The sequence below is a fragment of the Paracoccaceae bacterium genome (assembly GCA_012103375.1).
Taxonomy (GTDB): domain Bacteria; phylum Pseudomonadota; class Alphaproteobacteria; order Rhodobacterales; family Rhodobacteraceae; genus WLWX01.
Map to the genome: position 1 here is coordinate 3,128,548 of WLWX01000001.1, position 21,844 is coordinate 3,150,391.

Genomic DNA, 21,844 nt, shown 5'->3' on the forward strand with positions numbered 1-21,844 from the left:
TCAGATGCGGACACGTGCAGCAGTTGCGATCGAGGCAGGCAAACCGCTGGAGATCATGGAAGTGAACCTTGATGGCCCGAAGGCCGGAGAGGTGATGGTCGAGATCAAGGCCACCGGCATTTGCCATACGGATGAATTCACCCTGTCAGGTGCCGATCCTGAGGGGATGTTCCCCGCCATTCTGGGACATGAGGGCGCCGGGGTGGTTGTCGAGGTTGGCGCGGGTGTGACGACGCTGAAGAAGGGTGATCACGTGATCCCGCTGTACACGCCGGAATGCCGGACGTGTGAGTATTGTCTGAACCCGAAGACCAACCTGTGCCAGGCGATCCGCTCGACCCAGGGTGCGGGCGTGATGCCCGACGGGACCAGCCAGTTCACAACGCTCGATGGTGATCCGATCCTGCATTACATGGGCTGTTCGACCTTCGCGAACCACACAGTTCTGCCCGAGATTGCTCTGGCCAAGGTGCGCAAGGACGCGCCGTTCGACAAGATCTGTTACATCGGCTGCGGCGTGACCACCGGCATCGGGGCGGTGATGAACACCGCCAAGGTCGAGATTGGCAGCCGCGCGATTGTCTTCGGCCTGGGCGGCATTGGCCTGAACGTGGTGCAGGGTTTGCGGCTGGCCGGGGCGGATCAGATTGTCGGCGTTGATCTGAACGACGACAAGAAATCCATGGCCGAGGCTTTCGGCATGACCGATTTCGTGAACCCCTCCGAGGTCGACGGTGATCTGGTCGGCCATCTGGTCGAACTGACCGGCGGCGGCGGGGATTACACCTTTGATGCAACCGGCAACGTCGGCGTGATGCGCACCGCGCTGGAATCCGCGCATAAGGGTTGGGGTGAGTCGGTTATCATCGGCGTCGCGCCGGCGGGTGCCGAAATCTCGACCCGTCCGTTCCAACTGGTCACCGGCCGGGTCTGGCGCGGCACGGCCTTTGGCGGTGCCCGCAGGCGCACCGATGTACCGAAGATCGTCGACTGGTACATGGACGGCAAGATCGAGATTGATCCGATGATCACCCACACGATGGGCCTGGACGACATCAACAAGGGGTTCGATCTGATGCACGCGGGTGAGAGTATTCGCAGCGTGGTGGTCTATTGACCTGATCGGCAGGGCCAGACTCGCAGGTTTGTTCATGAGTGTTCCTGGCGGAAGTAATGCCGCAGAAAAACTGAAAAGGAATCTACAATGGCACATGTAACGCGAAGTCTTGAGCTTGCCGCGTCACCGGAAGACGTCTGGGGGCTGATTGGAGGATTTCAGGCCCTGCCGGACTGGCATCCGGCGGTTCAGGGCTCTGCTCAGGAAATGCAAGACGGGGCCGAGCTTAGGCGGCTAGATCTTGGTGGAGGCGCCGAAATCCTTGAGAAATCGCTCGGCGGGGATGGCATGTCTTATGGATATGAAATCCTTGAAGTTGGGCCATTGCCTATTGCCAACTACAGGGCAACCATAGGTGTTGCACCCTGCGCAAAGGGCTGCATGGTTACCTGGAGCTCGAATTTCGATGCAGCGGGCGCACCGGAACCGGATGCAAAAGGGGCCGTCTCTGGCATCTATGAGGCCGGTTTTGCGGCCCTGACCGAAAAATTCGGAGGCTGACCTCTGAGGCGGCGCAATCAGGCAACCATTTCTGATTGCGCCGCAATTTCTGTTATCCCTGCCGCCGGGATCGTGTGTGTACTGCGCGATCCTGGTGGCCACCCGGATGATGCTGCATGAGTGCGCTGACTATTCGCAAAGCAACCACGGGCGATCACGCCGCCATCTGGGACATCCTGCGCCCGGTGTTCCGGGCTGGGGATACCTATGCCATTGAACCCGAAATCAGCGGGGACGAGGCGCTGGCTTATTGGACGCAAAGCCACTGCTTCGTGGCAGAGGTGGGCGGCGAGATTGTCGGCACCTATTACCTTCGCCCCAACCAACGCGGCGGTGGGGCCCATGTATGTAACTGCGGCTATGCAACGGCCAGTGCGGCGCCCGGCATGGGGGTGGCCAGCGCGATGCTGGCCCATTCGCAGGACACCGCGCGGGTGCTGGGGTTCCGGGCGATGCAGTTCAATCTGGTCCTTGTCACCAACGAAGGCGCAATCCGTCTGTGGAAGCGCGCCGGATTTGTCGAGGCCGGGCGTCTGCCGGGGGTGTTCCTGCACCCCGAACAGGGCTATGTCGATGCGTTGATCCTGCACAAATCGCTTTTGGAGGCCTGATGCCTGACGCCCCCCGCCGCCTATTTGCCGTCCTTATCGACGCAGACAACATTCCGGCGAAATACGCCGGGGCGATCCTGAAGGAAATCACCTCGTTCGGGGAACCGGCGCTGCGCCGGGTTTATGGGGACTGGTCGTCTGGGCGGCTGAACAACTGGACCAAGGTGGTGCGCGATCTGGGGCTTGTTGCCCATCAGGAAAGTGCCAATACGGTTGGCAAGAATGCCAGCGATATCGGGTTGGTCATCGACGCGATGGACATTCTGCATTCGGGCCGGTTCGACGGCTTCGCGCTGGTCAGTTCCGACAGTGACTTTACCGCCCTTGCCAACCGCATCCGCGAGAACGGGCTGGAGGTGATTGGCATTGGCGAAAAGAAGGCCCCGGAATCGCTGCGCAATGTCTGCAACCGGTTTGTGCTGATTGAAAACATCGTGGACGACCCTGAACCGGCCAAGAAGGGCGCGGGGCAAGCGGCGAAACCATCCGCAAAGACGGCGCCGATCGAGGCGGTGCCGCTGATCCTGAAGGCGATGGACAAGATCGAGCAGGAAGAGGAGTGGTACACCCTGGGCCAGCTGGGTCAGTACATCGTGCGCGACAACCCGGATTTCGACACGCGGACCTATGGTAAGCGCAAGCTGTCGGATCTGATCAAAGAGCTGAAACGGTTCGAGACCAAGCAGATTGGCAACCAACTGCACGTGCGGCGCGCGGATTAGGGCGCCAACCGGATTATCTATAACGTATCTGAAAATGTCCGCGCCCGGTGCGCGCCCTGCTTGGGTCACCCATTTCGGGTCCCATAGCACGCCATGAACATGTCCACCGCACCGGTGATGACGCGCGCAATCTCCTCCTCTGAGAAGCTGCTGCGAACCCCCATCATCAACTGGATGTGCAGCGCGGCCTTGCACAGTTCGGGGAATTGGTCGGCGGCAAGCGGGATGTCAGCGATGTCCACCTCTCCGCGTGCGCTGGCGCCTTCCAGATAGGACACCAGAATGTCGCGAACCAGCTGCGGGCCCGAGGCATAGAATTCGCGCCCCAGCTCGGGGAAACGCACGCTTTCGGCGATGCAGATGCGATGCACGGCCTGGCCAAAATCGGACAGGAAAAATCGCGACATATGGCCTGCGGCCTCGGTCAGGACCTGACGCGGCGGGCCAGACATATCCATCGTTGAAATCGCCGCATCGGCCTGGCGGCGGCATTCGATCTTGGCAACCTCGACAAACAGGAAGCGTTTATCCGCGAAATAGCTGTAAAGCGTTGCTTTGGACACGCCCGCCTCTCGCGCGATGTCGTCCACACCGGCCCCGTCAAATCCATCGCGCAGGAACACCTTTCGCGCACCCTCCAGCACTTGCGCCAGTTTGCGCCCTTGTCGCGGCAGGGTGTCAGGTGCGTTCATGGGCCTCGGCTGGATGAAAAGTGTCAGTATGACCCTAAACCAGACGGTTCAGTCCCGGCAAGGCGCGTGCTAGGAAACGGCAGAGACCAGCAAGGACATTGCGCCATGATTCCGGGTGTATCCCATCGCCGCAAATTCGCCGACCTGTCCGAGCAGGAGGTTCTGGCCCTGGCAATCTCGTCAGAGGAAGACGATGCCCGGATTTACCGGACCTATGCGGAAGGGTTGCGCGCAGAATTCCCGGCTTCGGCGGCTGTTTTTGACGGTATGGCCGAAGAAGAGGATGACCATCGCCGCCCCCTGATCGAGGTGCACCGCGCGCGGTTTGGCGCGGTCATTCCCCTGATCCGACGTGAGCATGTTGCCGGATTCTATGCCCGCCGCCCGATCTGGCTGGTCGAGAACCTGGGCCTGGAACGTATCCGCGACGAAGCCGAGATGATGGAGCGTGATGCCCAGCGATTCTATGAAAAGGCGGCCAGCCTCAGCAGTGATGCGGAGACGCGCAAGCTTCTGGGTGATCTGGCTGCGGCCGAGGCCGGGCATTCGCGGGCGGCGGATGATCTTGTGGCCGAACATCTGGACGATAGCGCCCGCGACGCCGAAGGCCGGACGGCGCATCGCCGGTTCATTCTGACCTGGGTGCAGCCGGGGCTGGCGGGGCTTATGGATGGCTCGGTTTCGACGCTGGCCCCGATTTTCGCGGCTGCGTTCGCGACGGGCGACACATGGAACACCTTCCTGATCGGGCTGGCGGCCAGTGTCGGCGCTGGCATTTCGATGGGGTTCACCGAAGCGGCCAGCGACGACGGCGAAATTTCCGGGCGCGGATCGCCGATCAAACGGGGTTTCGCCTCGGGGATTATGACGACGCTTGGCGGTTTGGGCCACGCGCTGCCTTATCTGATCCCGGATTTCTGGACCGCCACAACGGTCGCCGTGATCGTCGTTTTCATCGAGCTTTGGGCGATTGCCTGGATTCAGAACCGCTTCATGCAAACCCCGTTCTTTCGCGCAGCGATGCAGGTTGTTCTGGGCGGTGGGCTGGTCCTGGCCGCAGGAATCCTGATCGGGTCGGGATAGGGCCGGGCCTGATGCCATTGACCGGACAGTCGCAGAACGGAGATTGCAGAATTGCTTGACAACGGAAGTGCTCGCCCGCCCAAGCAGGCGCCTGACATCGCGCCTTGCCCGCCGGCCGGGTTTTCCCGGCTAGGCGATTGCCCGGCTGGCACCTTGGCGCAATTCCACATTCGCAACCCGTCGGGGCAGGATCAGGCCTATGCCGCCGAGATGGGCGCGTTAATCGAGTATTACGGTCGTTCAACGGGAACACCGCCGCTGTTCGTGTCCTATTACACCCGGACCGCCCCCTATATCGAACGGGTAAAGCGGTTGCGCGCGACGCTGGACAAATGGTCACTTCCCCACCGGATCGAAAGCCTGCCGGACCAGGGCAGCTGGGTTGCGAATACCTGCCTCAAGGCAGGGGTGATGCAGCGTGCCTGGGCCGAAAGTGATCGCCCGATTTGCTGGATCGACGCAGACGCGGCGCTGCTACGCGCACCCGGTTTCCTGTCGGATGCGTCTTTCGATATGGCCTGTGTGCGGCGATTTGGCTGGTACGATCTGTCCGGCACGGTCTATTTCGGAAAATCCCCGGTTGCCGGGCGCGTCATTGACCTCTGGACCCGGCTTTGTGAGCAGAATCCGTTGGTCTGGGATCAGGTTCTGCTGACACTCGCCTGGTATCAGGTGGCGCAGGATCATCCGATGAAGACGCTGTGGATGCACGACGATCTGTTCCGGTTTCCGCAATCGCTTTGGCGGGATCTGCGTGACGGGCTGATTCATGCGCCTCTGGGCCGCCGGATACGGCCGGTTTTTGACCAGACCCAGGCCTCGCGCGCGGTGAAGGCGCACCCGGATTATGTTGCCGCGCCCGAGCGGACCAGCGATGACATCGGCCCGAATTTCCGCGCAGCATTGCAGCGCCTGGAATTCTCATTCGACGCCGATATCCGGACGATCTTTACCTGATTGACCCGTGGCAATGCCGCGTTGCATGTGACAAGGTGACGGCCCGGGCTGGTCCCTTCAACCTTGTCGATGTTAGCTGCGCCCGATGGTCGAGGTCTTCTTCAAAACACTGCCGTTTTTTGCGCTGATCGCCCTTGGCTGGGGCGCGGGCAAACGCGGGTTTTTCAGCGAAGAGGCGTCGACCTATCTGACCCGCTTCGTCTTCTATTTCGCGCTGTCGGCCATGCTGTTTGGTTGGTCGGCGCAATTGTCTCTGTCCGAGGTGTTCAGCTGGGCATTCGTTGCCGCCTACCTTGGCGCCGGTTTGCTGGTTTATGGATTGGTCACAGCCGTTGCCAGGTGGCGCGGGCTGGGCGTGGCCGAGGCCGCGGTCGAGGCGCAGTGCGGCGTGGTCGGCAACGTCGGGTTCCTTGGCGTGCCGATGCTGGCGCTGTTGCTGGGGCAGGCGGCCATCGGGCCCGTCGTGTTGGTTCTGGCCTGCGATCTGATCGTCTTTGGCAGTCTGATCGTGATCCTGATCACCAGCTCGCGCGGGGCGGGTGGGGCGCTGGCTTCGGCCATTGGCGGGTTGATCCGCAATCCGATGATCGTGTCGATCAGCCTTGGTCTGATCTGATCGGGGACCGGCTGGACGATCCCCGGCCCGGTTGACGAATTCCTCGGCATGCTTGGCGCGGCTGCAACGCCCGGCGCGCTGTTTGCCATCGGTGCCTCGCTGGCGTTCAAATCGGCAGAACGCGTCAGCGTGGCGGGCTGGCTGAGTTTTGCCAAGCTGGTTCTGCACCCCGCAGCGGTTGCCATCGCAGCGCTTGTGATCTTCCCAGTCGACCGATTTGCCGCAGGTGTGATGATTTCTGCTGCCGCCCTTCCGGTCGCCGGAAACGTCTATATTCTGGCGCAACACTATGGGGTTGCGCCGCAGCGGGTGTCTGCGTCGATCCTGTTTTCCACGGTTGCATCTGTGGTGACAGTTTCGGCGGTGATTGCCCTGGTGGCTGCATGACGGAAGGAACGGCAATGGAAACGATCAGCGAGAACGTGTGCTTTGGCGGCGTACAGGGGGTGTATTCCCATGCCTCGTCGGCGACGGGCACGGATATGACGTTTGGGCTGTTTCTGCCCGCAGAAGCGCAGGATGGCACCGTTCCGGTGCTGTGGTTCCTGTCCGGGCTGACCTGCACGCATGAAAACGCGATGACTAAGGCGGGTGCGCAGGCCTGGGCGGCGCAGCATGGCATTGCCGTGGCATTCCCCGATACCTCCCCTCGGGGTGAGGGCGTGGCAGATGACGAGGCCTATGATCTAGGGCAGGGTGCGGGATTTTATGTCAATGCAACCCAGAAGCCCTGGTCGCCGCATTTTCGGATGTGGGATTACGTGGTGGATGAATTGCCCGACCTGATCGGATCCGAATTTGCCATCGACACCGATCGGATGGGCATCACCGGGCATTCCATGGGGGGGCACGGGGCGCTGACCATCGCGATGACGCATCCCTATCGCTATCTCAGCGCGTCGGCTTTTGCGCCGCTTGCGCATCCTCCGGCGTCCGATTGGGGCCGATTGTGTTGAAAAACTCCGAAATCAGAGCGTCGCGGATTTCTTGCGAAAACCTATGAAGCGAAATAGTCGGAAAGCTTTGACCACGAGACAGCGCATGGCTGCGCGTGAGCGCATGTAGGCGATTTGGGCCGACCCCCGCGCCAAAAATTTAGGATCGGGCTGCATGGAAAGAAAAATCATCGTTCAGGCCCTAAAACGGAGTTTTTCAACACAATCAGCCGCAAACAGCTGGGCGCGTATCTGGGTGAGGATCAGGCGCGCTGGGCGGGTCATGATGCGACGCTGCTGATGCGCGACAAAGGGTTTGCCGGGCCGCTGCTGGTGGATCAGGGGGCATCGGATCAGTTCCTTGATCTGCTGAAACCCGAGGCCCTGGCCGAGGCGATTGCCACCCGCCGCCAACCTGCAACCTTCCGCATGCAGCAGGGATACGACCACAGCTATTACTTCGTGGCGAGCTTCATGGAAGATCACGTCGCGTTCCATGCCGAAGCCTTGTGGGGCTGAGGGATGATCTATGTCGATGCCGACGCCTGCCCCGTCAAGGCCGAGGCCGAGGCGGTGGCGACCCGCCATCATCTGAAGCTGTTCATGGTCTCGAACGGCGGCATCCGGCCCTCGGCCAATCCGCTGGTCGAAAGCGTCTTTGTCGCCGATGGCCCGGACGTGGCCGACATGTGGATCGCCGAGCGTGCCGGGGTTGGCGATGTGGTGATTACATCTGACATCCCGCTGGCCGCGCGTTGCGTGGAAGCCGGCGCAGCGGTCCTGAAGCCTAACGGAGAGGCGCTGACCGCCGCCAATGTCGGCAACGCGCTGGCCACCCGTGATCTGATGACCGATCTGCGCGCCGCCGACCCGTTCCGGCAAGGCGGGGGGCGGGCGTTTTCCAAGGCCGATCGGTCACGGTTTCGCGACGCGCTGGAACGCGCGGTTCGCGCGACGCTGCGCGGCGGCTGACGACGCGCCTATGGGTTTGAATCCGGGCGAAATATGGAGCGGTTACAACATCCGCTGAGGTCCATGACAAACGGATCTGTCTTCGCGGATTGACGCTGCCCGGTCAGAAGCAGACAAGCATCCCATGACCACCACGACCGTCATTCCGAAAACCTATGCCGGGGCCTTCGCCGCCATCCTCGCGATGCTGTTCTTTTCGGTTAACGACGGCACGATCAAATTCCTCAGCGACAGTTACGCGCTGCATCAGATCGTATTCGTCCGGTCGATAATTGGGATCGTATTCGGACTGGTCGTTATTGCGCCGCTAACCGGTGGCATCGCGCAACTTCGAACCCGCCGTCTGCACCTGCACCTGATCCGGGGCAGTTTTGTGGTCTTTGCGAATATGATGTTCTTTCTTGGCCTCGCGGCGCTGCCGCTGGCCGAGGCGGTTGCGATCTTCTTCATCTCGCCGCTGATAATCGCCACATTCTCGGTCCTGTTCCTGGGCGAACGGGTCGGACCGCGCCGTTGGGCGGCCATCGTCGTGGGGTTGATCGGCGTCTTGGTGATCGTGCAGCGGGGAACGGCGGCGTTCCAGGCAGCCTCGCTCTTTCCGCTGACGGCGGCGTTTGGATATGCCTCGCTGCATATCATGACCCGGCATCTGGGCAGGACCGAAAGCGCAACGGCGTTGGCGTTTTACATCCAGGTCACATTCGTCATTGCCGCCACCCTGATCGGATTGGCGCTTGGCCACGGACAGTTCGCGGGCCGGCACGGGCCATCGCTGGAATTCCTGTTTCGCGGCTGGATCTGGCTTAGCGCGGCAGACCTGCCCTTGCTGGTTCTGGTCGGGATGACCTCAGCACTTGGTGGCTTCTTCATCTCTTACGCCTACCGCGCCAGCGAGGCGGCGATTGTTGCCCCGTTTGAATATGTCGCCATGCCGGTGGCGATTGTCATGGGGTATCTGATCTTCGATGAATTGCCCGGGTTGACCGACTGGATCGGTATTGCGTTGATCATCGGCGGCGGGTTGTTTCTTTTGTGGCGCGAAGCGGTGCAGGATCGGCGTGAGCGCGCCAGCGCCACCCACTATAGACGATAGGAGGCCGCAATGGCGAACGTCGAGGCCGTCGTTTTTGACATTGGAAATGTGCTGATCGAATGGAACCCGGAACGGTTCTATGATGCCGAGATTGGTCCGGATCGTCGTCGCGCGATGTTTGACGCGGTCGACCTTCACGACGTCAATGACCGGGTCGACCGGGGAGGCAATTTTCGCGACACGATCTATGCCGCCGCCGAGGCGACTCCGGAGTGGGCGGATGAGATCCGGATGTGGCACGACCGCTGGATCGAACTGGCCTCGCCCTCGATCGACCGGTCGGTCGCGGTGCTTGATGCGTTGCGGTCCAACGGCGTGCAGGTCTTCGCGTTGTCCAATTTCGGGATCGAAAGCTTCGCCTACGCCGAGACGCAATATCCGTTTCTGGGCAATTTCGACCGGCGGTATATTTCCGGCCACATGGGTGTCGTGAAACCCTATCCGGAAATCTATCAGAAGATGGAGGCGGATTGCGGTGTGGCCCCGGCGGGCCTGCTGTTTGCGGATGATCGGCAGGAAACCCTTGATGCAGCCGCCGCACGCGGTTGGCAGACACATCTGTTCGAAGGCCCGGACGGCTGGGCCGCCCGGCTGATCGCAGAAGGGCTTTTGCGAGAGGGGCAGGCATGATTTCGGACGCCGAAATCGAGGCATTCCAGCGTGATGGCGCAGTGGTTGTGCGGGGTGTCCTGTCGGACTGGGTTGACCAGATGGCTGACGGCATCGCCCGCAACATGGCTGACCCCGGCCCCCACGCCAGCGAAAATGCGGTGACCGAGGGGCGGTTCTTTGACGATTATTGCAACTGGACCCGGATCCCTGAATTCGAAACGATCATCCGCGACAGCCCTGCCGGTGAACTGGCGGCGCGGGCCATGCGGTCAAGGACGGCTCAGATCTTCCACGACCATGTGCTGGTCAAGGAACCGGGCACGCCCAAGCCAACGCCCTGGCATCAAGATGCGCCCTATTACTTCGTCGAAGGGTCGCAAACCGTCAGCCTGTGGTGCCCGCTGGACCCGGTGCGCGATGCGTCGCTGCGCCTGATTGCGGGGTCGCACAGGTGGGACAAGATGGTACGCCCGGTCAGTTGGGCGGACGACAGCGATTTTTATGACGGCGGCGACTGGACACCGGTGCCGGACCCGGATGCCGATCCGGGATCGGTCGATGTGCTGGAATGGGATATGGACCCCGGCGACGTGGTTCTGTTCGACTATCACACAGTGCACGGCGCGCGTGGCAATATGGCGACCAGTCGCCGGCGCGCGCTGAGCCTGCGATTTGTCGGCGATGACGCGCGTTACGTGGAACGCCCCGGTCGCACGTCGCCCCCGTTTCCCGGGCACGGCATGACTGCCGGGCAAAAGCTGCGCGAGGATTGGTTTCCGGTGGTGTGGCGCGGGCCATAGCGGCCGCGCCCCTCAATTGGTCCAACCGCGCCTTGCCCGTCGCCGCCACATGCTGCGACGGATCACGGTTTCTAATGGATCGGTGCTACGCTAGATCGGAAGGATGAGTGACAGCCTGTCCGATATCTATGCCGCCGGGGTGGCCAAGGGTCGTTTGACACCCGACCCGGCCCAACAGGCTGCGATTCCGCTGTTTGACGCATTGGCCGATAGTTTGCGGAAACTGCCGCGAAAGAAGGGTCTTCTGGCGGGGCTGCGGGGTGGTAAATCTGCGAATGGACCGCGCGGGCTGTATTTGTGGGGCGGGGTCGGGCGCGGCAAATCGATGCTGATGGATATGTTCTTTGAAGCCGCCCCGATTGAGGCAAAACGCCGGGTCCATTTCCACGCCTTCATGCAAGAGGTTCAGGCCGGAATTGCCGCGGCGCGCAGGGAGGGGCTGGATGATGCGATCGCGCCGATTGCTGCGCAGATCGCGGAAGACGCCCGATTGCTGTGCTTTGACGAAATGCAGATCACCGATATCGCCGATGCGATGATTGTCGGTCGGCTGTTTGAGAAGTTGTTCGAGGCGGGCGTCGTGGTCGTGACAACGTCGAACCGCCCGCCCGATGACCTTTACAAAGACGGGTTGAACCGACAGTTGTTCCTGCCATTCATCGCGCTGTTGACGGACCGGATGGACGTGCACGAGCTGGTTGCGCAGACAGATTACCGCCAGGGACGCCTTGCCGGCGAACAGGTGTATTTCACCCCCGTCAACGCCGCTGCGCGCGATGCAATCGACGCAATCTGGACCAGCCTGATCGGTGGCGAGGCTGACCCGCTGGACCTGATGGTCAATGGGCGGACAGCGCAGATCCCGCAATTCCGCAACGGTGTCGGGCGGGTGTCATTCTGGGAGCTCTGCTCAAAACCGCTCGGTCCAGCCGACTATCTGGCCATTGCCGCAGCTGTGCGGGTGCTGGTTCTGGAAGACATCCCCTTGCTCAGCCGCGAAAACTATAATGAGGCGCGCCGTTTCGTCATTCTGATCGACGCGCTCTATGAAGCGCGGATTCGCCTGATTGCCAGCGCCGCCGCCGTGCCCGATCGGCTTTATGTCGAAGGCGAAGGGACGTTCGAGTTTGAGCGCACAGCCTCGCGTTTGGTGGAAATGTCGAGTGATGGCTGGGGATAGCGAACCGTGTTCGGCGCAGGCTGAGGGCCAGTCCCCAGACACGAGACAACTGGGGGCTGGCCCCCAGACGCGAGATAACTGGGGGCCAGCCCCCAGGCCCCCGGGATATTTTCAACGAGAAGAGCGAAAGGGAAGAAGGTTTGGCGCGCCGATGCGTGAAATTGATAGGGATTTGGCGGGTTGGCGAAGGCGCTGAACTCAGCCGTTTTGGCGGATCACATGCCCGGCGAGGTAGAGCGACCCGCATATCAGGATGCGCGCGCCCGGGTGGGCCGCCCCGATGGCGTCCAAAGCCTGCTCTACCGATGTCGCCGTGTATGTTTCGAAGACGACAGATTGAGCCGCAGCAGCGGTATCCTCGGCACTGAGGGTAGCCGTTTCACCGGGGATCGACACGGCGGTCAGGCTGTCTGCGACGTTGGCAAGTGGTTGCATATAACCGGCGACGTCCTTGGTGTTCAGCATGCCGCAGATCAGATGGGTCGGACGTTTGGGCAGAGCGGACAATGTCGCCGCAACCGCATTGCCTGCGGCCGGGTTATGGCCGCCGTCGAGCCAAACTTCGCAACCGGGGACGCGCGCGACCAGCGCGCCGCTGCGAAGTCGTTGCATGCGGGCGGGCCATTCAGGCGACACCACGGCGGCCTGCGCCGATGCTTCGCCCCGCCCCAGGTGCCGCAGGGCCGCAAGTGCCATTCCGGCGTTGTCGATCTGATGCGCGCCGGGAAGGGCTGGCAGGGGCAGATCCAGCAAGCCTGCCTCATCCTGGAATACCAGACGTCCGCATTCTTCCCAGACATGCCAGTGCTGGCCATAGGCCAGGATAGGCGCGCCCAGCGCGTTGGCGCGGGCTTCAATAACGTCCAACGCGTCGTTGTGTTGCTTTCCGACGACGACCGGCACGCCGCGTTTGATGATCCCGGCCTTTTCGCCGGCAATTTCGCCCAGAGTATCGCCAAGAAAATGTTGGTGATCCAGGTCGACCGGTGTGATCACCGACAGGATAGGATCAATCACATTGGTCGCATCCAGCCGCCCGCCAAGCCCGACCTCCAGCAGCGTGAAATCCGCTTCGGCCCGCGCAAAAGCCAGCAGGGCGGCACAGGTCGTGATCTCGAAATAGGTGATCGGCACGTCGCCATTGGCGCGTTCGCATTCGTCCAGCACAGCCGTCAGGGCGCTTTCCGAGATCAGATCCCCCGCCACCCGAATACGTTCGTGGAATCGCGCCAGATGCGGCGAGGTATAGGCGTGGACCCGGTGGTTTGCGCCTTCCAGCCCGGCGCGGACCATGGCCTGGGTCGATCCTTTGCCGTTGGTCCCGGCGATGTGGATCACCGGGGGCAAATCACGTTCGGGATGGCCGAGTGCGGCCAGAAGCCGCCACATCCGGTCAAGTGTCAGGTCGATGATCTTGGGGTGCAGCGACATCATCCGTTCCAGGATGATGTCCGAGGTGTCGCCGGTCACGGTTTGGCGGTGGCTTCGGGTTCGGCCTTTTCCTCGGCCCCATTGGAACGCGCATTCGCATTCGCATCCGGGTCGAGGGCGGTTTCAACCTCTTGCCCCGGGGCGGGAAGATCCCCGGCAACCGCAGGTGTAATCCCAAGAAGTGCACGGGTGATCGTAATCAACTCGGCGCGCAGATCGCGCCGGTGGGTGACCCGGTCAAGCATGCCGTGATCCAGCAGATACTCGGCCCGCTGGAAGCCTTCGGGAAGCTTTTCGCGGATCGTCTGTTCGATAACCCTGGGACCGGCAAAACAGATCAGCGCGTTGGGTTCTGCGATTTGCACATCGCCCAGCATCGCATAACTGGCCGTGACGCCGCCGGTGGTCGGGTGGGTCAGGACAACGATATAGGGAAGCCCGGCTTCCTTCAGCATTTCGACCGCCACGGTCGTGCGCGGCATCTGCATAAGCGACAGGATACCTTCCTGCATCCGGGCGCCGCCTGCGGCGGAAAACAGGATCAGCGGGCGTTTGAGTTCGATGGCGCGTTCAGCCGCCGCAACGATGGCGTTGCCGACAAACATCCCCATAGAGCCGCCCATGAACGTGAAATCCTGCGCGGCGGCCACGATCGGTGTGCGCCCCATCTCGCCTTCGACAACCAGCATCGCCTCGGCCTCGCCCGTCGATTTGCGGGCGTCTTTCATCCGTTGCGGATAGGCCTTCTGGTCGCGGAAATGCAGCGGGTCTGCCAGCGGTTCGGGGACTTTGACCTCGACAAAGACGCCGCCGTCGAACAGGGCCGTGAACCGGTCCCGGGGCAGCAATTGCATGTGATGATCGCAGTTGGTGCAGACATGCTGGCTGTCGTGCAATTCGCGGTGGAACAGCATGGTGCCGCATTCGGGACATTTGCTCCACAAGTTCTCTGGCACCTCGCGGCGCGAAAACAGAGAGTTGATCTTGGGCCGGACGTAATTCGAAATCCAGTTCATCGGCTGGGCTGCCCCTGCAATTTGGTCTGATCGATGACTTAGGCGCAGGCGCGCGCAAATGCAATCAGCGCCGCACCGCGCGCCGACACAGGACCCAGGCCAGGACTGTCGTGACAAGATCGATGGCGAATGTACTGGCGAGCGGGGCGTCATTAATGCTGTAGGGCGTCAGGTAGAGCGCCAGCCCCGGTTTTGTCCCCTCGGTCGACAGGATCAGGATCGCCAGAGCGTTGTTGGCAAAATGAAACCCCCAGGCCGCGCCGATACTGCCCGACACGCGGGTCAGATCTGCTGCCGCCAGCCCGAATGCCGTCGCCCAGATTACCACCATCCAGCGGCTGAATGGTGCGACCTCGGGCTGATAATGCAACGCTCCGAAGGCAATCGCGGTCACGGACATCCAGACCCAGGGCCTGGCGAACCGTGCCGCCAATTGCTGCGCCAGATAGCCGCGAAAGGCGATTTCTTCGGCGCCGGTCTGCAACAGGATGCCCGCCACCGAAAGCGGCAGGAGCGTGATCCAAATCTGCGGCGGGACATTCGGGATCGCGTCAAAGCTGGCCGACCAGACGCCCAGCGACAGCGCCATGATCGCCGCGACGATCAGGCCCGTCACACAAAAATCCCGCGCCGCCAAACGCATTGGCCCGATCACGGATAGGAACGCCCGTTTGTGCAGAATTCTGGCCGCCAGCATCGGCCCCAGTGCCATTCCGGCGAATGTCAGCATCAGAAACAAGGTCCCTGCCGGGCTGAGCGCATTGACGAGTTGATCCATCCAATCGTTGAATGCGCCCGCACCGACGATCCAGAACACCACACCGATCTGCAATGCGACCAGCAGCACCATCGTCGCCGCGATCAGGAGAATTCCAAGAATCAGCCGCCATAGTTGCGGATAGGCGCGGGCCGGGGCGATGAAAGCCTCGAATACGCCCCGATTTGTCGGCGTAAGGGTTTGGGGCGGGTCTTCTGGCGTGGCGTACATGGGGAGCTGCCTGTGTTTCACGGCACAGGTTAGACAGGGCGCGCCCGGGGATGCAATCTGAACACGCAGGCTTTGCGCGTGGCAAATGCCGGTTGCTTCTTGGTCTGTGGCGCATCGCAGCCTGGATGCACCCGGCCCAAACGCACCTTGTATCACGGGGGGTCGCACACTATTCCCAATGGCGATCAACACGATGCACGTGCGAGGACCAGATGCTGAAGAACAAGACCGACAAATCCAACCTGCCCAGCCGCCATGTGACCGAAGGCCCCGCGCGTGCGCCGCACCGGTCGTATTTCTATGCGATGGACCTGACTGAAGAGCAGATCAATCAACCCTTCATCGGCGTTGCGACCTGCTGGAACGAGGCTGCGCCCTGCAACATCGCGCTGAACTGGCAGGCGCAATCGGTGAAGAAGGGCGTGTTGGCGGCCAATGGCACGCCGCGCGAATTCACCACGATCACCGTGACCGATGGCATTGCGATGGGGCATGAAGGCATGCGGTCTTCACTGGCCAGTCGCGAAGCGATTGCCGACACTGTGGAGCTGACCATGCGCGGCCATTGCTATGACGCGATTGTCGGGCTGGCGGGTTGCGACAAGTCGCTGCCGGGGATGATGATGGCGATGGTGCGGCTGAACACGCCCTCGGTCTTTATGTATGGCGGTTCGATCCTGCCGGGCAAAGTGCCCGAAGGCGCCGATGTTCCGGCTGAATTTGCGAACCGTGATCTGACGGTTCAGGACATGTTCGAAGCGGTCGGACGCTATCAGGCGGGTGAGGTTTCGGACGCCGAACTTGCCATTCTGGAACGCGTTGCCTGCCCCAGTGCCGGGGCCTGTGGTGGTCAGTTCACCGCCAACACCATGGCCTGCGTGAGTGAGGCGATTGGCCTGGCACTGCTGAATTCCTCCGGTATGCCGGCGCCTTATGAAAGCCGCGGCGAATACGGCGTTGCCTCGGGTCAGGCGGTGATGAACCTGCTGGATAAAAACATCCGCGCGCGGGACGTGGTAACCCTGAAATCGCTGGAAAACGCCGCGCGTGTCGTCGCGTGTACGGGCGGGTCGACCAATGCGGGCCTGCACCTGCCCGCCATTGCACATGAGGCCGGGATTGATTTCACGCTTCAGGACGTTTGCGAGATCTTCCGCGACACGCCCTATTTCGTCGATATGAAGCCGGGCGGGCAGTATGTGGCCAAAGACCTTTATGAGGTGGGCGGCGTGCCGGTGGTGATGAAGGAATTGCGCAAGGCGGGTCTGATGCACGAAGACTGCATGACAGCCTCGGGCCGGACCATGGGGGAAGAGCTGGACCGCGTGACTGGCGAGGCTGATGGCCGCGTCATCCACTCGGTCGCTAATCCGATCACCAAGACCGGCGGTGTGGTCGGGTTGATGGGCAATCTGGCCCCCGATGGGGCCATCGTGAAGGTCGCCGGGATGAGTGAGGAACAGCAGGTCTTCACCGGCCCGGCCCGCGTGTTTGAATGCGAAGAGGATGCGTTCGAGGCCGTTAAAGCACGCACCTACGAAGAAGGTGAGGTTCTGGTGATCCGCAACGAAGGCCCCGCCGGAGGGCCGGGGATGCGCGAGATGCTGGCGACCACCGCCGCCCTGTCCGGGCAGGGCATGGGCAAGAAAGTCGCGCTGATCACTGACGGGCGATTCTCGGGCGCCACACGCGGTTTCTGCGTTGGGCATGTCGGGCCAGAGGCGGCGCATTGCGGGCCAATCGCATTGGTGGAAAATGGTGACATGATCACCATCGACGCGATCAAGGGTGAGATTTCGGTGGATGTCAGCGACGCCGACATGGCCAAGCGGAAAGAGGCCTGGGGTGGTGCGCGCGAAACCATCTATGCCTCGGGCGCGTTGTGGAAATATGCGCAGCTTGTCGGGCCGACGCGACAGGGCGCCGTGACCCATCCGGGGGCCGAGGCCGAGCGTCACGTCTATATGGACCTGTAAGGCGCGACGGCGGTGGGGACCGGCCTCAGACAGGTGGTGTCACGGCGCGTTTTGGCGCGCTGGGCACGCGCTGCTGATGCCGCACCGACGATGCCGCTGGGCCGATTGTGTTGAAAAACTCCGTTTTAGGGCCTGAACGATGATTTTTCTTTCCATGCAGCCCGATCCTAAATTTTTGGCGCGGGGGTCGGCCCAAATCGCCTACATGCGCTCACGCGCAGCCATGCGCTGTCTCGTGGTCAAAGCTTTCCGACTATTTCGCTTCATAGGTTTTCGCAAGAAATCCGCGACGCTCTGATTTCGGAGTTTTTCAACACAATCGGCCGATTGCGGTTGTTGCGCGCGCTGGCACAGGAATTGCGCGTGCGGCTGGACCGGCTGATCACCAGCGCCGATGCGCGTCTGGGGGGCGTTGCGTCCTCGCCGATTTCGGCCCCGCTCAACACCGATTGGACCTGGCGTCCGGCTGCATGGAGCGTTCCGATCCGGCCCGCGACCCTTGGCGAAGTGCGCGACAAGACCGCCTTCGGCCCCGAGGTGACGGTTTTCCACGATGCGCAGCTCTCCAACATCCTGTTGCGCCAGACAGCAGAAAATGGCCCCGAAGCGACGGCCCCGTTTCACCTCTCAGTCGCGGCATTCGACTTTGACGGAACCTATCTGTCGCTGGTCTTTGATCTGCCCGAGGCGGCGACCGCCGGGTTAAACCGGCGCTATGTTCTGCGCATGGTCCCGACGATCGAGGCCGAGCACCCGACCGAGGTTTTTGCCCGCCTCAACATCATCCACGGCCCGAACACCGAACATATCGTCCGTGAAATTCCGATGGCGGCGGCGGATAAAGCGGTGGAATTCGATCTGGCCTATACCAAGGTCAACGAAAAACGGGTGGACCGGCTTTGGCTGGACTTCATCATCGGTCAGCCGCGCATGAACCGGGTCACGATCCGCGATCTGACCTTCAGTCGCCGACCGCGCGCCGAATTGTGAGGGGGGACATGGCAGATCTGCTCCTGACCAAGACCCGGTTTCGCGAAGGCCTGTGGGAAGGTGTCCTGCGCGGGCATTCATCCGAAACAGCGCCGGAACTTTCGGCCCACTGGCTTGGCGGTGATGCTGCGGTTACGTTGCAGATCGGCCCGGACGGGCAAGGCAACTGGCTGAGCCGCGTCACTGTCCCGCGCGATGCGATTTGCGACGGGCTGCAGAGTTTTTCGATCCGCGACGCAGGTGGTGGCGAACTGCATCGGTTCGACCTGCTGATCGGTGACGCGCTGGAGGGCGATCTGCGCGCTGAAGTGTCGGCGCTGAGGACCGAAGTGGATCTTCTGTCGGCGGCCTTGCGCACGGTATCGCGCAAGATCGACCAAGGCGACTGACGCGGCGTCCCGGCTGGCAACCCGTCTGCATTGCAGGCAGGCTGAGGATCACGCACACAGGACCGATGGCATGTACGATTATCCCCATATGCTCGCCCCGCTGGATCTGGGGCATGTGACGCTGAAGAACCGGGTGCTGATGGGGTCGATGCACACCGGGCTGGAGGAAACGAAGGACTGGAACCGCGTCGCCGAGTTCTATGCCACGCGGGCGCGAGGGGGCGTGGCGCTGATGGTTACCGGCGGCATGGCCCCGAACCCCGAAGGCGGTGTGTTTCCGGGGGCGGCGGGCCTTTATACCTCCGATGATATCGCCAACCACCGCAGTGTCACCGACCGGGTACATGACGCGGGCGGGATGATCGCGATGCAGATCCTGCATGCCGGGCGCTATGCCTATGCGCCCAACTGTGTGGCACCTTCGCCGATCAGATCCCCGATCTCTCCCTTCCCGCCGACCGAGCTGGACGCCGATGGCATCGAAAAGCAGATCGCCGATATCGTGACTGCCGCCGCGCGGGCGCGGGAGGCGGGGTATGACGGGGTCGAGGTCATGGGCTCGGAAGGGTATTTCCTGAACCAGTTCCTGGTGAGCCATACCAACAAGCGCGCGGATGATTGGGGTGGCAGCCTCGCCAACCGCCAGCGCTTGCCGATCGAGGTGGTGCGCCGCGTGCGCGAAACAGTGGGCGACGATTTCATCGTGATCTATCGCCTGTCGATGCTGGACCTGATCCCTGATGGGCAGACATGGGACGAGGTCGTATCGCTTGCGCGTCAGATCGAGGCCGCTGGCGCGAGCATCCTCAACACCGGCATCGGCTGGCACGAGGCGCGGATCCCGACGATTGCGACCAGCGTGCCGCGCCGCGCCTTCAGTTGGGTGACGAAAAAGCTGATGGGGCGGGTTGGCATTCCGATCATCACCTCAAACCGGATCAACACGCCCGAGGTGGCCGAAGCGGTTCTGGCCGAGGGCTGCGCCGACATGGTTTCGATGGCGCGCCCGTTTCTGGCGGACCCGGATTTCGTGGCCAAGGCTTCGGCAGGAAAGGCGGCGCGCATCGCGCCCTGCATCGCCTGCAATCAGGCCTGTCTGGATCACACATTCGCAGGCAAACTCAGCACCTGTCTGGTCAACCCCCGCGCCTGTTACGAGACCGAGCTGGTGGCCGAACCCGTGGACAATCCAAAGAAAATTGCCGTGGTCGGGGCCGGGCCCGCGGGGTTGAGCGCAGCACTGACGCTGGATGGGCGCGGGCATTCGGTGACGCTGTTCGAATCCTCCGGTGTTGTCGGCGGCCAACTCAACATGGCGCGGAAAATTCCGGGTAAGGAAGAGTTTCATGGGTTTGTCGCCTGGTATGAAGCCGAACTTGCGTCGTCATCCATCGACTTGCGGTTGAACACCCGCGCCGAGGCGGATGCGCTTACGGATTTTGACGAGGTCGTCGTTGCTACGGGGGTGCGCCCGCGCGATCCGGGAATTCCGGGGCAGGAACGGGCGCTGAGTTACATTGATGTGCTGGCAGGCGATGCCGAGGTCGGCGACCGCGTGGCGATCATCGGCGCGGGCGGGATCGGGTTTGATGTGGCGACGTTTCTGGCCGAAGCGGGTGGCAGCCGCACCATTGACCTGGAGGCATGGCTTTCATTCTGGGGTGTCACTGACCCGGCCAAGGCACGCGGCGGGCTGGCACCGAGCGGCCCGCAACCTGAAGCGGCGGCGCGCCAGATCACACTGTTGCAACGCAAGACAACGCGGCCCGGCAAGGGGCTGGGCAAAACGACGGGTTGGATTCACCGCGCCGGGTTGCAGCTTCAGGGCGTCACATTGCGAGGCGGGGCGACCTATAAGGGCATTACTGCTGACGGTCTGCATCTGGGCGGCGCAGAAACCGGCCAAGACCCGGAACTGATTGCCGTCGACACCGTGGTGCTTTGCACCGGACAAGAACCGGAACGCGGCCTTGCCGATGCGCTGGCCGGGATGGGTCGGACAGTCCATGTGATCGGCGGCGCGGATATCGCCGCGGAACTGGACGCGAAACGCGCGATTGACCAGGGTGTCAGGCTGGCCCTGCGATTGTGAAGATGCCTTGCAAGGGATCGCAGCATCCCACAGGGTCGCGGAATGGTTTTCAGCAGCATTCTTGTAGGGTTGGTCCCCAGTTTCCTGATGGTCATTCTGGGCCGCTTCGTGCGCGGGCGATTGTCAGCCAACGCATGGCAGGGGCTGGATAAGCTGAACTTCGAAGTTCTGTTTCCGGCGCTGTTGTTCACCGCTGCAGCCTCGCGACCCATTGATCCGGCAAAGGTGGCGACAATCGGTCCCGCGGTTTGGCTGATTCTGTTTCTTGGGCTGGTCGCAGGCTATGGGGCGCGACGATTTGGGCCGTCTGCATTCCTCGATTTCGCAGGGTCCTGGCAATGCGCGTGGCGGTTCAACACCGCGATGGGCTTTGTGGCGGTGGCGACGCTGACCAAGGCGGACACCGCGTTGATGGCGGTTGTGGCCGGGCTGGCGGTGCCGGTGGCGAATGTGTTCGCCGTTTCCGCGCTGGGTCGGGGCAGCCATCTTGGGCTTTCCGGCACGTTGCACAAAATCGCCCTGAACCCGTTCCTTCTGGCCAGTCTTGCGGGGGTTCTTGTCGGGCTGTCAGGACTGCAGATTCCCGGGCTGATCCTGGCCCCGCTGCAACTGCTGGCGCAGGCGGCGATTCCGATTGCGCTGATATCGGTTGGGGCGACCATGAATTGGGGCGCTCTGGCGAAGTTGAACCTGTTTTCGGCCACAATCACGGCAACCAAGCTGATCCTGCTGCCACTGGCGGCATGGGCGGTTGCCATGACGCTTGGCATGCAGGGCGCGACCCCGTCTGTGCTGGTGGTGTTTGCGGCCCTTCCGACCGCTTCTGCGGCGCATGTTCTGGCCGCAGGATTCGGCGCCGACCGGACGCTTGCGGCCACATTGGTTGCGCAGTCCACCTTGCTGGCCGCCATATCACTGCCACTATGGATCATGCAGATAGAGTTAAGTTTTTAGGCAAAAATCTGGTTTCCATTCCCAAGACAGTCGCACCAGCACCCTCGTATTGTCGGGCAATCTCCGCAATTCCGCCTAAGTTCGGATACTGTTGAAGAAGTCGATGTTTTGGTCGGC

23 protein-coding genes and 2 pseudogenes are annotated in these 21,844 nt (G+C 62.1%); 20 read left to right on the forward strand and 5 right to left on the reverse strand.

The genetic code is table 11. From position 1 onward, the window contains the following. Positions 1-4: 4 nt before the first annotated feature. The 4 genes from GKR99_15945 to GKR99_15960 all read left to right on the forward strand — a co-directional run bounded on the left by GKR99_15945 (position 5) and on the right by GKR99_15960 (position 2,951). Positions 5-1,117 (forward strand): S-(hydroxymethyl)glutathione dehydrogenase/class III alcohol dehydrogenase, encoded by a 1,113-nt coding sequence (locus GKR99_15945; protein NKB28954.1) that lies wholly within the window; start codon positions 5-7, stop codon positions 1,115-1,117. Positions 1,118-1,204: 87 nt separating this feature from the next. Beyond that, entirely contained in the window at positions 1,205-1,618 is a 414-nt protein-coding gene (locus tag GKR99_15950; GenBank protein NKB28955.1) for an SRPBCC family protein, read from the forward strand. Between the two features lie 116 nt (positions 1,619-1,734). Beyond that, positions 1,735-2,229 carry a GNAT family N-acetyltransferase gene (locus GKR99_15955; GenBank protein ID NKB28956.1) on the forward strand — a complete coding sequence of 165 codons (495 nt, stop codon included), beginning with the start codon at positions 1,735-1,737 and terminating at the stop codon, positions 2,227-2,229. Then, positions 2,229-2,951, forward strand: coding sequence for an NYN domain-containing protein (locus tag GKR99_15960; protein NKB28957.1), 723 nt, complete (start codon positions 2,229-2,231; stop codon positions 2,949-2,951). The genes GKR99_15955 and GKR99_15960 overlap by 1 nt, the downstream gene beginning before the upstream one ends. A 65-nt stretch (positions 2,952-3,016) precedes the next feature. Here the strand turns inward: GKR99_15960 and GKR99_15965 are convergent, their stop codons facing one another. After that, positions 3,017-3,643 carry a TetR family transcriptional regulator gene (locus GKR99_15965; GenBank protein ID NKB28958.1) on the reverse strand — a complete coding sequence of 209 codons (627 nt, stop codon included), beginning with the start codon at positions 3,641-3,643 and terminating at the stop codon, positions 3,017-3,019. A 105-nt stretch (positions 3,644-3,748) separates the two neighbouring features. On the opposite strand from GKR99_15965, the gene GKR99_15970 reads away from it, so the two are divergent. The 11 genes and pseudogenes from GKR99_15970 (at position 3,749) to zapE (ending at position 11,891) form a co-directional block, all read left to right on the forward strand. Further along, entirely contained in the window at positions 3,749-4,726 is a 978-nt protein-coding gene (locus GKR99_15970; GenBank protein NKB28959.1) for a rubrerythrin family protein, read from the forward strand. A 153-nt stretch (positions 4,727-4,879) separates the two neighbouring features. Continuing rightward, the gene (locus tag GKR99_15975) at positions 4,880-5,683 is read left to right on the forward strand and encodes a hypothetical protein (GenBank protein ID NKB28960.1); all 804 of its coding nucleotides are present in this window, start codon (positions 4,880-4,882) and stop codon (positions 5,681-5,683) included. Between the two features lie 85 nt (positions 5,684-5,768). Next, positions 5,769-6,686: pseudogene (locus tag GKR99_15980) on the forward strand (AEC family transporter). Between the two features lie 14 nt (positions 6,687-6,700). After that, positions 6,701-7,246 (forward strand): annotated as a pseudogene (locus GKR99_15985) (S-formylglutathione hydrolase). After that, on the forward strand, positions 7,215-7,364 hold the full coding sequence (locus tag GKR99_15990) for a hypothetical protein (GenBank protein ID NKB28961.1): 150 nt from the start codon (positions 7,215-7,217) through the stop codon (positions 7,362-7,364). The pseudogene GKR99_15985 and the gene GKR99_15990 overlap by 32 nt, the downstream one beginning before the upstream one ends. A 170-nt stretch (positions 7,365-7,534) precedes the next feature. After that, positions 7,535-7,753, forward strand: coding sequence for a hypothetical protein (locus tag GKR99_15995; protein ID NKB28962.1), 219 nt, complete (start codon positions 7,535-7,537; stop codon positions 7,751-7,753). A gap of 3 nt (positions 7,754-7,756) precedes the next feature. Continuing rightward, complete coding sequence (locus GKR99_16000) at positions 7,757-8,206, forward strand: YaiI/YqxD family protein (GenBank protein ID NKB28963.1); 450 nt, start codon at positions 7,757-7,759, stop codon at positions 8,204-8,206. Positions 8,207-8,330: 124 nt separating this feature from the next. Next, on the forward strand, positions 8,331-9,299 hold the full coding sequence (locus GKR99_16005; GenBank protein NKB28964.1) for an EamA family transporter: 969 nt from the start codon (positions 8,331-8,333) through the stop codon (positions 9,297-9,299). Between the two features lie 9 nt (positions 9,300-9,308). Then, positions 9,309-9,929, forward strand: coding sequence for an HAD-IA family hydrolase (locus GKR99_16010; GenBank protein ID NKB28965.1), 621 nt, complete (start codon positions 9,309-9,311; stop codon positions 9,927-9,929). Then, positions 9,926-10,711: a phytanoyl-CoA dioxygenase gene (locus GKR99_16015; GenBank protein NKB28966.1), complete on the forward strand. Its 786-nt coding sequence runs from the start codon at positions 9,926-9,928 to the stop codon at positions 10,709-10,711. The genes GKR99_16010 and GKR99_16015 overlap by 4 nt, the downstream gene beginning before the upstream one ends. 103 nt (positions 10,712-10,814) lie before the next feature. Beyond that, on the forward strand, positions 10,815-11,891 hold the full coding sequence (gene zapE, locus GKR99_16020; GenBank protein ID NKB28967.1) for a cell division protein ZapE: 1,077 nt from the start codon (positions 10,815-10,817) through the stop codon (positions 11,889-11,891). Between the two features lie 198 nt (positions 11,892-12,089). On the opposite strand, the gene GKR99_16025 is transcribed toward zapE, so the two are convergent. The 3 genes from GKR99_16025 to GKR99_16035 all read right to left on the reverse strand — a co-directional run bounded on the left by GKR99_16025 (position 12,090) and on the right by GKR99_16035 (position 15,326). Continuing rightward, entirely contained in the window at positions 12,090-13,361 is a 1,272-nt protein-coding gene (locus GKR99_16025) for a bifunctional folylpolyglutamate synthase/dihydrofolate synthase (protein NKB28968.1), read from the reverse strand. Further along, the gene (locus GKR99_16030; protein ID NKB28969.1) at positions 13,358-14,338 is read right to left on the reverse strand and encodes an acetyl-CoA carboxylase carboxyltransferase subunit beta; all 981 of its coding nucleotides are present in this window, start codon (positions 14,336-14,338) and stop codon (positions 13,358-13,360) included. The genes GKR99_16025 and GKR99_16030 overlap by 4 nt, the downstream gene beginning before the upstream one ends. A 64-nt stretch (positions 14,339-14,402) precedes the next feature. Further along, positions 14,403-15,326, reverse strand: a complete 924-nt coding sequence (locus tag GKR99_16035; GenBank protein NKB28970.1) for a CPBP family intramembrane metalloprotease — start codon at positions 15,324-15,326, stop codon at positions 14,403-14,405. Positions 15,327-15,538: 212 nt separating this feature from the next. Between GKR99_16035 and ilvD the strand changes: the two genes are divergently transcribed. Then, positions 15,539-17,302 (forward strand): dihydroxy-acid dehydratase, encoded by a 1,764-nt coding sequence (gene ilvD / locus GKR99_16040; GenBank protein NKB28971.1) that lies wholly within the window; start codon positions 15,539-15,541, stop codon positions 17,300-17,302. A 201-nt stretch (positions 17,303-17,503) separates the two neighbouring features. On the opposite strand, the gene GKR99_16045 is transcribed toward ilvD, so the two are convergent. Beyond that, on the reverse strand, positions 17,504-17,854 hold the full coding sequence (locus GKR99_16045) for a hypothetical protein (GenBank protein NKB28972.1): 351 nt from the start codon (positions 17,852-17,854) through the stop codon (positions 17,504-17,506). Between GKR99_16045 and GKR99_16050 the strand changes: the two genes are divergently transcribed. The 4 genes from GKR99_16050 to GKR99_16065 all read left to right on the forward strand — a co-directional run bounded on the left by GKR99_16050 (position 17,840) and on the right by GKR99_16065 (position 21,727). Beyond that, positions 17,840-18,292 carry a hypothetical protein gene (locus GKR99_16050; protein NKB28973.1) on the forward strand — a complete coding sequence of 151 codons (453 nt, stop codon included), beginning with the start codon at positions 17,840-17,842 and terminating at the stop codon, positions 18,290-18,292. The genes GKR99_16045 and GKR99_16050 overlap by 15 nt on opposite strands. 8 nt (positions 18,293-18,300) lie before the next feature. Continuing rightward, complete coding sequence (locus GKR99_16055; GenBank protein NKB28974.1) at positions 18,301-18,681, forward strand: hypothetical protein; 381 nt, start codon at positions 18,301-18,303, stop codon at positions 18,679-18,681. Between the two features lie 70 nt (positions 18,682-18,751). Then, positions 18,752-20,773 carry an NAD(P)-binding protein gene (locus GKR99_16060; protein ID NKB28975.1) on the forward strand — a complete coding sequence of 674 codons (2,022 nt, stop codon included), beginning with the start codon at positions 18,752-18,754 and terminating at the stop codon, positions 20,771-20,773. Between the two features lie 42 nt (positions 20,774-20,815). Further along, positions 20,816-21,727, forward strand: a complete 912-nt coding sequence (locus tag GKR99_16065; protein NKB28976.1) for an AEC family transporter — start codon at positions 20,816-20,818, stop codon at positions 21,725-21,727. Positions 21,728-21,844 lie beyond the last annotated feature (117 nt).